The organism is Gluconobacter cadivus (assembly GCF_015244745.1).
Classification (GTDB): domain Bacteria; phylum Pseudomonadota; class Alphaproteobacteria; order Acetobacterales; family Acetobacteraceae; genus Gluconobacter; species Gluconobacter cadivus.
Map to the genome: position 1 here is coordinate 235,042 of NZ_JABCQI010000006.1, position 11,854 is coordinate 246,895.

Annotated in this window: 12 protein-coding genes; 5 read left to right on the top strand and 7 right to left on the bottom strand. The window is 56.5% G+C overall.

The window, feature by feature from the left end; all coding sequences use genetic code 11:
• Positions 1-139 precede the first annotated feature (139 nt).
• Both HKD28_RS10645 and HKD28_RS10650 read right to left on the bottom strand, forming a co-directional pair.
• A complete protein-coding gene (locus HKD28_RS10645; protein ID WP_194268092.1) occupies positions 140-895 on the bottom strand; it encodes an anti-sigma factor family protein in 756 nt (251 codons plus the stop codon).
• Entirely contained in the window at positions 892-1,374 is a 483-nt protein-coding gene (locus HKD28_RS10650) for an RNA polymerase sigma factor (protein ID WP_194268093.1), read from the bottom strand. The genes HKD28_RS10645 and HKD28_RS10650 overlap by 4 nt, the downstream gene beginning before the upstream one ends.
• A 203-nt stretch (positions 1,375-1,577) precedes the next feature.
• On the opposite strand from HKD28_RS10650, the gene HKD28_RS10655 reads away from it, so the two are divergent.
• Entirely contained in the window at positions 1,578-2,672 is a 1,095-nt protein-coding gene (locus tag HKD28_RS10655; protein ID WP_194268094.1) for a catalase family peroxidase, read from the top strand.
• Between the two features lie 20 nt (positions 2,673-2,692).
• On the top strand, positions 2,693-3,241 hold the full coding sequence (locus tag HKD28_RS10660; protein WP_235993415.1) for a cytochrome b: 549 nt from the start codon (positions 2,693-2,695) through the stop codon (positions 3,239-3,241).
• 20 nt (positions 3,242-3,261) lie between these two features.
• Here the strand turns inward: HKD28_RS10660 and HKD28_RS10665 are convergent, their stop codons facing one another.
• Both HKD28_RS10665 and HKD28_RS10670 read right to left on the bottom strand, forming a co-directional pair.
• The gene (locus HKD28_RS10665; RefSeq protein WP_194268096.1) at positions 3,262-4,098 is read right to left on the bottom strand and encodes an alpha/beta fold hydrolase; all 837 of its coding nucleotides are present in this window, start codon (positions 4,096-4,098) and stop codon (positions 3,262-3,264) included.
• Positions 4,099-4,180: 82 nt separating this feature from the next.
• Positions 4,181-4,933, bottom strand: a complete 753-nt coding sequence (locus HKD28_RS10670; RefSeq protein WP_194268097.1) for an SDR family NAD(P)-dependent oxidoreductase — start codon at positions 4,931-4,933, stop codon at positions 4,181-4,183.
• 113 nt (positions 4,934-5,046) lie between these two features.
• Between HKD28_RS10670 and HKD28_RS10675 the strand changes: the two genes are divergently transcribed.
• Positions 5,047-5,940 carry a LysR substrate-binding domain-containing protein gene (locus HKD28_RS10675; protein WP_194268098.1) on the top strand — a complete coding sequence of 298 codons (894 nt, stop codon included), beginning with the start codon at positions 5,047-5,049 and terminating at the stop codon, positions 5,938-5,940.
• Between the two features lie 191 nt (positions 5,941-6,131).
• Here the strand turns inward: HKD28_RS10675 and HKD28_RS10680 are convergent, their stop codons facing one another.
• The 3 genes from HKD28_RS10680 to HKD28_RS10690 all read right to left on the bottom strand — a co-directional run bounded on the left by HKD28_RS10680 (position 6,132) and on the right by HKD28_RS10690 (position 9,107).
• Positions 6,132-6,884 (bottom strand): class I SAM-dependent methyltransferase, encoded by a 753-nt coding sequence (locus tag HKD28_RS10680; RefSeq protein ID WP_207728954.1) that lies wholly within the window; start codon positions 6,882-6,884, stop codon positions 6,132-6,134.
• A 353-nt stretch (positions 6,885-7,237) separates the two neighbouring features.
• Positions 7,238-8,113, bottom strand: a complete 876-nt coding sequence (locus HKD28_RS10685) for a peptidylprolyl isomerase (RefSeq protein WP_194268099.1) — start codon at positions 8,111-8,113, stop codon at positions 7,238-7,240.
• 103 nt (positions 8,114-8,216) lie between these two features.
• Positions 8,217-9,107 carry a LysR family transcriptional regulator gene (locus tag HKD28_RS10690; protein WP_235993416.1) on the bottom strand — a complete coding sequence of 297 codons (891 nt, stop codon included), beginning with the start codon at positions 9,105-9,107 and terminating at the stop codon, positions 8,217-8,219.
• A 123-nt stretch (positions 9,108-9,230) separates the two neighbouring features.
• Between HKD28_RS10690 and HKD28_RS10695 the strand changes: the two genes are divergently transcribed.
• Together HKD28_RS10695 and HKD28_RS10700 are read left to right on the top strand one after the other, a co-directional pair.
• Entirely contained in the window at positions 9,231-10,421 is a 1,191-nt protein-coding gene (locus tag HKD28_RS10695) for an MFS transporter (protein ID WP_194268100.1), read from the top strand.
• A 554-nt stretch (positions 10,422-10,975) separates the two neighbouring features.
• Positions 10,976-11,572, top strand: a complete 597-nt coding sequence (locus HKD28_RS10700; RefSeq protein ID WP_194268101.1) for a hypothetical protein — start codon at positions 10,976-10,978, stop codon at positions 11,570-11,572.
• The last annotated feature ends 282 nt before the right edge of the window (positions 11,573-11,854 follow it).

Consider the following 11,854-nt stretch of genomic DNA (forward strand, 5'->3'; position numbering starts at 1 on the left):
CTTTCAGGCTATGCACCGTTTCTGATCTATAATCGAGATGTAGGCGACTGCCGCCTGTCTGCTCCTGTATCGCTGAACAGACAGGCGGATCAGGGGAAAGCAGAAAGTCCCGTTTGGGTCAAAAAAGGCAATCTGACCGTTACCCCGCTTCCCCCATCATATCTCGGGCATGATTGGCGAGACGATGCAGATCGCTATCAGGCGTGTCTGCGACCATGCTGATCCCGAGCCCGTCCTGCGCCCAGATATAGCCCGGCATATGTCGCATAGGGCGCATGGGAGCCGTCATGTCATGGCCGTACATGGGTCGAACGAATAGGGTAATCCGGTTGCCATTACCTTCCTTGTAGAAAAAGACGCAGGCAGGACCATGATCCGTCGTGACCAGTTGTCCGCCTGTGAGTTGATAACCCGCTGCCGACAGATCGGGGGGACGAACCGGTCGCCCGAGCGTCCGACCGCCCCATGCCGCCAGTTGCGCGACATTGCCTGACGAGATTGTGCTGCCCTTACCGGCGTCATGCACGATCGTCGCCTCCTGCTCGACGGAGGCCAGGCCGAGGGGCACTTCCCGGTCACGAAGCATCCATCCGCCGCTCAGTCCCAGAGACAGGGCCAGCACGACGGACGCTGCCATCTGCGGCATGCTGAAACGGCGGGCTCTGCGTCGTTTCAGCCGGGTGATGTTGAAACGCGCCGGTACGGGCTGTCGGAGTTCAGCATCCATCGTCGCCCGCAACAGATCGCGTTCCGCACGCCATGCCGTGACTCGCGTTCGTGTATCGGGGTTGGTATCCAGCCACGTCTCTACGGTTCTCCGCCGTTCGGGAGACAGAAGATCATCGACCCAGGCTTGGAGATCGTCCTCAGTCACGGGGCGGTCGGGCCGTGTCATTTTACCCTCCTGAGCATGGGAAGCTCCTCATGTTCGACAAGCCGGTGCAAGGCCGTCCTGGCCCGCGACAGCCGGGACATCACTGTACCCACCGGCACCCCCAATATGTCCGCGACCGTCGCGTATTCCAGCCCTTCGACACCGACCAGTATCAATACCTGTCGGTGGTCGTCGGAAAGACGTTCGAAGGCGCCCGCCACTTCCTTCCATTCCAGATGGGGAATCTGCCCCGCCTCCTGCATTGGTTCCGGATCGGTCGTTTCCATGAAGGAAACCAGACGCCGCAGACGCCGCCAATGGCTGACATTGAGGTTATGCGCGATGGTGAACAGCCAGGGCCGCAGGTCCGGCCGACAACGCACCTGATGCATCCGGGTCAGGGCACGCTCCAGGCAGTCCTGCACCAGATCGTCGGCCTGATGCGGGTCACGTGTCAGCACACGGGCATACCGTCTCAGGGCCGGTATGGCGTTCTGCAACCTGCTATCATCACCGTCGTTCAATCCTGCACGTGCCTCATATGGTTTCCGGTATCGCTGCTGATGAAGACGCCCTCTGGCGTCTGTTTATTCCCGCCCGGACAGGGCGACTGCAAAATATTTCGCAATGCACGCAGCACAAAGGGAATAGATCCGTTCTGTCGGGCGTCCTGCCATCAGACGCTTTCAAAGGATCGAAAACCATGGCAACGAAGCCACTCGTGCCCTCTGCCTCAGCCGTACGCTGGCTCGGTGTGATCGCGGCACCGACGGCCCTGGCGCTGGGTTTCCTGTGGGCCGGCGGCGGCCTGACGCCCCATCGCCTGACACAGACCAGCCTGCTGGATGCCCTGCGTGCAGTGGACGGCACGCCCCCCGGCTTTCGGCGCAATCACGCCAAGGGTGTGTGCGTGACGGGCTGGTTCGAAGGTAACGGCAATGCCGCCGGCATTTCGACGGCGTCCGTTCTGCAACCAGGTAGAGTTCCCGTGGTCGGACGTTTCGCCCTCGCAGGCGGTATGCCCTTTCAGGCCGATGCGCCGGCAAAGGTTCGCAGCATGGCTCTGCGTCTGATGTCTCCAGATGGTCAGGAGTGGCGCATGGGCATCAACGACATCCCGGTCTTTCCCGTCCGGACCCCGCAGGAGTTTCAGGACCTCCAGCTGGCGTCGCGCCCCGACCCGGCAAGCGGAAAACCAGACCCCGCGCGGGTAAAGGCATTCCGGGCGGCTCATCCCTGGTTGCGGGCGGCAGGCGCACAGATCACTCATCGGCCTCTTTCGTCGGGTTTTTCTGATGACACCTATCGTAGTCTCAACAGTTTCCTGTTCGTGGCGAAAGACGGCGCGAAAGCAGCCGTGCGCTTGTCAATGGTGCCTTTGCAACCCGTCACACCGGCCGATGCTCACGCCGGCGACCACGATTACCTCTTCCGCCAGCTGATCGATGACCTTCACGCTCACCCCCTTCAATGGCGGCTGATGGTGACACTGGCGGGTAGCGGCGACGCGATTGATAACCCGAGCAAGGAATGGTCGCGGGATAATCGGCAGATCGATGCGGGAACCTTGACCCTGAAAGATATCGAGAGTGAGGAAAACGGCCCATGCACCGGCATAACTTTCGACCCGCTTGTCCTACCCCGGGGCATGATGCCGTCAGGCGATCCGATCCTACAAGCCCGATCTGCGGCCTATATGCGCTCGTTCTATCTGCGTTCCGGCGAACGGCCGACTGCCCCCGCTGTTTCGCCTGAAATGACGGTTCCGCCTGCCAACGCGAAAGACAACAAGTCATGAAAAACGTGAAATCTTTCACCATGCCATCTCGCGTCCTGCACTGGGTCATGGCCGTCATGATTCTGGCCATGATCTTCATTGGTGTGTTCATGGCGTCGACCGTTGGATCTGATTATTATCGTCTGGTGGCGTTGCATCGCTCTGTGGGGATCGCAATCCTTGTCCTTGCTATGCTTCGTCTGGGAAACCGACTGCATACGCCTCCACCTCCCTTACCGGAGGATTTGCCCCCGGTGATAAAAGTTGGAGCCCATGCATCGCATATCCTACTTTATGTGCTGATGATCGTTTTGCCGCTTGTTGGATGGGGGATGTTGTCGGCTGGGGGCTATCCCATTCCGCTATGGGGTCAGTCCGTACGTTTGCCACCGATCCTTCCTTACGATCCGATGCTCTGGGCGGAACTTCGGTCGGCGCATACCCTACTGGCCTTTCTACTGTTTGGTCTCGTTTTGGCGCATATCACCGCAGCTCTATTTCATGGCCTGATCCGACGCGATGGCGTACTTCGCAGCATGCTGCTCCGGGCAAGCCTTGATCCGATCTCTCAAGAGAGCCACGGCGATTAAGCCGTGGCTGCCGATGTTGATCAGCGTTCAGCAAACGCCAGGAGGTCTGCGTTGAGTACCTCCGCATTGACCGTCAGCATTCCGTGCGAGAAGCCGGGATAGGTTTTAAGGGTGCCGTTGGCGAGTAATTCAACAGATTTGAGTGCTGAATCAGCGATTGGCACAATCTGGTCGTCTTCTCCATGCAGCACGAGTGTTGGTATCGTGATGCTCTTCAAGTCTTCGGTCTGATCTGTTTCGGAAAAAGCCTTAATGCCCTCGTAGTGCGCTTTGGCGCTCCCCATCATGCCCTGACGCCACCAGTTTTGAATGACGCCCTCTTGCGGGCTGATACCCTCGCGATTGAACCCATAGAACGGGCCGGTTGGCACATCGCGGAAGAACTGTGCCCGGTTGGTTGCAAGGGCAACACGAAAACCGTCAAAAATCTCAATGGGCAGGCCCTCGGGATTTGCTTCAGTGCGTAGCATCAGGGGCGGAACAGCGCTGACCAGAACGGCTTTGGCGGCGCGTCCGGACGGCTGACCATGTTTGGCCACATAGCGCGCGACTTCACCGCCGCCGGTGGAATGACCGATATGAACGACGTTCCGAAGGTCCAATGCTTCGACGACGGCAAACGCGTCCGCTGCATAATGATCCATGTCATGCCCTTCCGAGACTTGCCCGGAGCGTCCATGACCACGACGATCATGGGCCACCACGCGAAAGCCCTGCTGTAAAAAGAACAGCATTTGGGCATCCCAATCGTCAGAAGAGAGGGGCCAGCCATGATGAAACATGATGGGACGGGCGTCTTTCGGGCCCCAGTCCTTGTAGAAGATCTCAACATTATCTTTGGTGGTAACGAACGACATGATTAATTTCTTCCAAATTTAGAGGGTAACAGCTGTTTCAGGGCCGTCTTCGCAATGAACCCGAAGCCGGTTTTGATGGCGTTCAGATCTGTTTCTGACCACCATCAACGTAGAGTTCGATGCCATTGATGAAACTGGCCTCGTCAGATGCCAGAAACAGAACCGAGCGAGCGATTTCTTCCGGCTGGGCCACGCGACCAGACGGGATCAGACTGGCGAGATAGGTTTTGGTTTCTTTGGCCTGTTCGCCGCCACCAAAAAGCTCATTCAGACCTGCCGTGTCGGTCACACCCGGACTGACCGCGTTGACGCGAATATGTCGGTCTTTGAGGTCAAGCATCCAGTTCCGAGCAAAACTGCGTACGGCTGCCTTCGTTGCAGAATACACACTGAGAGCCGGGGTTCCTGCGGCGCTGACATTTGAAGCATTCAGCACGATCGAGGCTCCATCGCGGAGCAGGGGAAGCGCCTTCTGTACCGTAAAGAGGACGCCTTTGACGTTACTGTCAAAAGTGGACTGATAGTGTTCCTCGGAAATGGCGCCAAGTGGCGCAAGTTCCCCGCCGCCAGCATTGGCGAAGACAACGTCGATCTGGCTGTGCGTCTGCTGGACGGTATCGTACAGATGATCGATGTCATTCAGGCGGCCCATATCTCCGCGTACGCCGGTTACTTTGCCACCGATGCGAGTGACAGCGGCGTCGAGTGCCTCCTGTCTTCTGCCGGTTATGAAAACGAATGCGCCTTCATCGGCGAAGGCTTTTGCGGTGGCCAAACCAATGCCGCTGGTACCACCCGTTACGATCACGACCTTGCCATCAAATCCGTAAGTCATTGTTCTGTTCCCTGTTTTCAGCGCTCTGTTTGCGCCGGTGGGAAAGAGATGACATTGGAACGATCATCGCTGTAGATGGCAATATCGATACGCAGCGTTCAGAAAGAGGAACGATGGAACGACGGGATCTTAACGATTATGCGTATTTCGTAGCGGTCGTAGCGCATGGCGGCTTTTCAGCCGCATCGCGCGCGCTGCACGAGCCTAAATCAAAGCTCAGCCGCCGCATCGCCGATCTTGAAAGCCGGCTCGGTACGCGACTGATTGAGCGGTCCAGCAGGCGCTTTCGCGTCACGGATCTTGGTCGGGCATTTTATGAGCGCTGTCGGACTATGCTGGATGAAGCAGAAGCTGCAGAGGCAGTCATCAGCGCCGCCCAGGCTGAGCCAGCGGGCGTCGTTCGGTTCAGTTGTCCGACCGGCATGGTCGCCGTGATCGGTCCTTTGATAACTGGCTTTCTGGATCGTCATCCCAAGGTGCGATTACAACTCCTGGCGGTGGATCGGGCAGTGGACCTGATAGAAGAGCGCATCGACCTCGCATTGCGGGTTCGTCTGACTCTGACATCGGATGCAGCTTTGACCATGCGTACACTCGGACGCTCCACACGTGTTTTAGTCGCGCATCCGCGTGTCGCTGCGAGCGTCAGAAACCTGCATGATCTGGATACGGCATCGCTCTTAACAACCAGTGACGAGACCACGGAGTGTATCTGGCTTTTGATAAATACCCATGGCGAGACTCACGAAATACGCCGAATACCCCGCTTCGGTTCGCAGGATATGAACATGGTGAAGGATGCGGCGATTGCAGGACTGGGAGTTGCCTGGCTCCCGGATCATTTTGTTCGGGAGCCATTGGAGAAGGGTCTGTTGGTGCAGGTACTGCCGGAATGGACGGGGCCGGAAGGGATTGTTCATTTGGTATTTACGACGCGGCGGGGTCTACCGTCAGCGGTCCGTGCGTTTATCGATCATCTAGCCGCGGGATTTCCAAAGCGTTTATGAGCGCTGCGCTTTGGAGTCAGAGACGGCCGTTTCTGGGTCACAAGGTTACTCGTGATAGTGTCAGCTATGAAGTAACAGCCGCCTGTCTGTTTTTTGTCATTGGGCAGGCAGGCAGTTTAGGAGGAAAATCCGACATTCACACATGAATACGTCGTCTATTTTTTTTAAAAAAACAGACCTATTCGGATAAATTAAAGTGCCGGCTTGATAAATACGAAGATGAACTGATCGGTCGTTCCTCGAATGGCAGGATCAAAAACTCTGAGTTGATGATCATCCTTAGGATTCGAAAGTAATTTGCTCTCAGTTTTCAAAGTAAAGCCCGCATTCAGAATGGTTTTTTTGGCGACTTCCGGATCAATACGGTGCAAAGTGTTCGTCTCACTGAGGCCTGTCCCTGGGGCGGCCACATGATCAATGACAACAAAGCGGCCTCCAGGTTTTAGAAGATCGAAAACCTGTTTACTGAATGCGGTGATATCCACGTTGCCTAGAAATGGAGTTGGCAAATCATGAAGGTTCTGGGACGTGAAGAATACGTCCACGGGGGCTGGCAAGGTGAGATGAGCAAGGTCATCTGGGACAGCCGCTACGTTTTCTGTCCCTGGTGCCCCGACCAGCGCTTTCATGCGGATTTCGCCCTTTGACCCCGGAGTGACCATGCCTGCTGGCCAGATATCCAGCACCTTACCTTCAGGACCAACAATCCCAGAGAAAATGCGGGTCCAATAGCCACCTCCCGGCAGAAAATCAGCAACATGCTCGCCTGGCTTGATCTCAGCCAGGGCAGCAATCTCAGCTCCGTGTCGACGGGTATCATCCGCTTTGTCGCCCTGACGAATTGGAGCAGTCATTGCAGACGAAATATAATTTTCTAAGGGGGCGGCATAGGCTACAGAAGACGCCAGAAGCGTGATTACGGCGGCTGAGACTGCTTTGCGCATAATTATGATCCAATCATCTCATACCAGAAATGCCACATGAGGTTATTATCTTGATAATGTGGCAATGTTGAAAAATATTCACATGATCATGTCCGCAGGAGAGTTTTCTCGCAACGGAAAACGGACGAAGACGGATTTTTGGAAAGCACTTCCGCCATACTGGAGACTCTCTGTCAAACGTCAGAACCGAATTATTCCTGTTTGAGTTGAGTGGGCGTATCATGACACGCCTCTTCGGGCGTGCGTCCAGCCAGCGGCCACGCCCATCCATGCTGCTGCTCGGCATATTAGGTAATGTCAGAGCATCAGAGCTGATTGGACCGATCAGTCACGAACCGCACCTCCCCTAAAGGCTACAGCACCTCGCGTGCTGGCACCGGGACATTGCAGAGGGCGACGCCATGGGCAGGATGAACAAAGAACGGATCACGCCTAGCGGCGCGCGCAGCAAGATACGCCGCGAATGTCGCACTCTCGACGCGCATCGTCTGAACCTTCGGGCGCTCGGAGACCGGCAAGTCCGAAGCAAGCACTACGCTTTGAATACCGACGTTCTGTCGCACATCGGTATAAAACCCAAGCGGACCCGTGCCACGCGGTAACGCACCCAGTAGCTCCATCCCGACCAATACACGGCCGACGACCGCGAGGTTTCGGTCGAGTTGCCGGGGCGCCTCACCGTTGACCACATAAAGTTCCTGTCCGTTTCCTGTATCCGGCGGCATATCCCGCGCCACACCGATAGTCCCGTAGCACTGCGCCGGCCACACGCTCGTTCCATCGCCGCCAACTGGCCATCCATCCGCAAACCCGACTTTCGTCGCATAAGGATCGGCATAGCCGAGTGGACGATATGTAAGTCCCTCAAGCGGGCGATCGTATTCAGCAGGCGGGTGCGCAACGAAATGCGTGGGCAAAGAAGCTTTTTCGTCCCTGACGCTCCATTGGATGACGTAATTATCCTGCACACGCATAATTGCTCCGCCGTCCCAGGCCCGATCCTGCGCAAAGCGCACGACATTGGCGACGTGAACAGGCGCGAATTGCGGAGCGAGTTCGATCACGATCCGCCGCCCATCATTCGTCTTCATAAGCAACAACTGGTCGGGCGCGACCGTCCGCCATGCACTATCCGGAGCATGATCCACGATCTCGGCAGGCGAGGGCACCGCAGCAAGAGTGCCCCCCAACGGCAATACGAGCAATAAGGCAGGAAGAGCATTTCGCATACGAGACAGAATGCCCGTTTCCCACACCGAGGACTAGTCATTTCCAATCCTCCCTCTTAGGACTGAAACAGAACAGTCCTTCCACGTCACGTCGCAGGTGAGTCTATCCCAGCACCAGATGCTCGGTTAGAAAATCAATGAACAAGCGAGTCTTGTGTGGCAGATAACGGCTCGCTGGCCACAACACTCTGAATGATCCCGCATCGAGGAGCATATCATCGAGAAGCGGGACCAGCGTGCCGGCCTCGATTTTCCTGTTCACCGCGAACGGCGGCAGGCAGGCAACGCCAAAACCTTGTTCAGCAAGATAGAGGAGCGGTTCGATCGTGCTGACGACGGCCGTCTCCGGCAGATCGAGCTTCAGATCCACGCCATTTCGCATAAGCGGCCACGACTCCAGCCTTCCGCTCTTCATGTAGCGGTGATGCAGGCAGGCGTGGTCTAACAGGTCTTCCGGGGTAAGCGGCGTGCCGTGCTGTGCCAAATAGGCCGGCGATGCGACAATGCGGTGTCGGAAGACGCCCAGTTTGCGGTGCATCAAGCGAGTATCGGCGATCTCGCCGGTTCGGATCACCGCATCGAAACCTTCCTCGATCACCGCGACCATCCGGTCGGTGAAATCGATGTCCATCCGGATGTCTGGCCATGTTTTCATAAATGCAGCGATCACGGGCATCAAAAGCATGCCCGCGATCGGCAGGCTTACCCGGAGCACTCCCGAGGGCTTGTCACTGGCCTGAAACAGCATTGCCTCGGCGGCATCGACTTCATCAAAGATTCGCCGACAATGATCGAGGAAGGTTGTACCTTCGGCCGTCAACGTCATGCTGCGGGTGCTGCGATGGAGCAGCCGGACGCCCAACCGCTCTTCCAGACGCGCGATGGCCTTGCCCACAGCAGAAGCGGAAATACCAAGATCGCGGCCTGTAGCAACGAAGCTGCGGGTCTCGGCGGCGCGCATGAAGGCGTTGAGAGCGCCAAGCCGGTCCATCATTCAAGCCTCACATTGCGGACAATGATGTCCTGACTATTCGGAACTATAGCTGATTTTTCTGTAATTGTATTGAGCTTACTGTTGGCCCTGCCGAGCCCTTCATCGATTTGCAGGACGATTTTAATGCAGCTTGAACAAATATCACTGGCCTGCGAGGCCAATGCAGAGCGAGAGCACCTACCTCTCGCCAGCCTGCTCGCGTTGGCAGCCGCGGGATTCCTCACCATCCTCACCGAGACGCTACCCGCTGGTCTTCTTCCGCAGATCAGCGACGACCTGCACATTTCACAGGAGTTAGCCGGTCAATTGGTGACGGTTTATGCGATCGGCTCGTTGGTTGCAGCCATTCCGCTGACAAGTGCGACCCAGCATATGCGGCGGCGCCCGTTGCTGCTTACGGCAATCGCCGGTTTCGCCGTCGCCAATGTCGTCACAGCCATCGCGTCCTCTTATGCGTTCGTCGTGGCCGCGCGTCTGCTGGCCGGGGTATCGGCCGGAGTACTCTGGGCACTGCTCGCAGGTTATGCCTCCCGTATGGTCGTCCCGCAACTGGAAGGACGTGCGATCGCTGTCGCCATGGTTGGCACTCCGCTCGCTCTATCGATCGGCGTACCCGCTGGCACGTTTCTTGGTGCTTGGGTGGGTTGGCGGATCAGCTTCGGCATTATGAGCGGGTTGACGTTACTGTTGATCGGATGGACCTGCTTGAAGGTGCCCGATTTCCCCGGTGCGGACCGCGAAAAGAGAATATCGCTGGCGAAGGTTTGGACAATGCCTGGCATTCACCCGATTTTGATGGTGACGTTAGCTTTCGTACTCGCTCACAATATCCTCTACACTTATATCGCGCCCTATCTGGCCCAATCCGGCATGGTCGCGCAGACGGATCGCGTTCTGCTGGTATTCGGGGTCGCGGCCCTGCTAGGCATATGGGTGGTCGGCGCTTTGATCGATCGCCGACTGCGTCTTCTGACCCTCGGCGCTATCATCCTGTTCTTCATGGCAATGCTGATCCTGGGCCTTGGCCGATCCGAGCCGATGGCGGTCTATAGCGGCGTAACTGTTTGGGGACTCGCTTTTGGCGGCGTGGCGACCTTGTTTCAGACGGCATCTGCCAAGGCTGCGCGTAGCGGGGCAGATGTCGCGCAATCGATGATCGTGACCGTGTGGAACCTTGCGATTGCAGGCGGCGGTATAGTGGGCGGCCTTATCCTCGGTGAGCTGGGTTCGGTCGCGCTGGTGTGGAGCTTGCTTCCCCTATTGACGGCATCGTTCTTCATTGTCCGCTTGACCGACGCATTCGGCGCACGATGAGGGGCGTGCCATTGGCTTGTCTCGACCAGTCTGTGGCAAACCGCCCTTTAGTCGTGACCCACAGAATGACCGCTTCCATTGTAAGCTGTTCTTTGACGAACTGGTACGGAACAGCAGGACAGTCCCAAGCGCGATCTATAGCGGCTCTCCTGATAATGTCGGCTTCCGGAAAACTGTTCCACTCGCCTGTATCTCCGACATGAAGGCAATTGCAGTCGTTAATCGTGCGATCTTCGGACGCTTACCCAACGGCTGATTGGGGGGGTAAACGGAATGTCTGTTTTGGGATGAGATTTCTCGACAGCAGACGTTATTTCGACTGCTAAGTAAAAAATCGCCAAGTTCCATAGGCTTTCGGCTAGTAATTTTGCCGCTTCTTCAGCCGAAAAGAAACTATTGCTCATGTTGGATTTACTGAGGTCGCTATCTAAGCCTATACATTTGAACGTCCAACCCCAAGCGCGACAATGACTGAAGTTCACTGGAGACAGGTCTATGAAGTCTATCGGACGCAATGGCTACAAACCGCTCGACTTTGAAATCGATGCCATCTCATGAGTGAGTCTCGCTACACGCCGGAACGTATCCGCAGTTTGCATTACAAAAGCGCGACAATCACTCTCTCGCCAAAATATATCGCGATTATATCTGAAGAAATCTGGCGCGGGACCTATTTTTCGCGGATAGGCTGGTGCGCGCATGCGCCCTACGACGCCTCCGCTCTGTGGATTGGTGAAAATTTTCGCAAAGCTCTGGAAAGCAGCGAATATTTCAACAAGCCTGGCGTCTCCTCACTGGGTCGTGACGAAATCCGGGCGATGGAAGAGGCTTCCAATACGCGGAGGCTGGCGTTCTGGAGCGAAATTGCTCAGACCTATGGCTACAAGGATATCGATCAGGCCGGGCGAAGATGCGATGTTGTGCTTACGTCCTGGCATGATCTGATCGAGGATTTCGTCACCCTGATAGCCACACTCCGTCTTCCGGGTGGCCATCGGGGCTGGGGCCCCATGGAAAAGAAGAAATACGCGGAGAAGAGGATTGCAGTCCCTTTGTCCGTGTCGGACGAGGCGTTAGGCCTTGCCATCCGTGATGCTCTCTCACGCTGTGAAGCCTCGGGACGACAGAAAATCAATACTCCGTCAGAATAGTTGGCTTGCAGCGTTTGATACTTGCGAGCGCAACTTCAAACAGGGCGTCCTGCATGACCTTGGGGTGCCGCCCTGATGAACATCGGATTGGATGACGTCCGCTTTCAGGTCATGCGTCGTTGCTATCTATGTTTGCCACGTAGGCGGAAGCAGCATGTCCGGTTACGCTTACGCAGTGTTGCAAGCCGCTTTAAATGAAGAAGAATGATGCGAAGTGCGCGGCATAGCGGAGGGAGTCTGGTCTTTTGGCCGCTGGTTCTGCTTGCCATCATTATTCGCCTC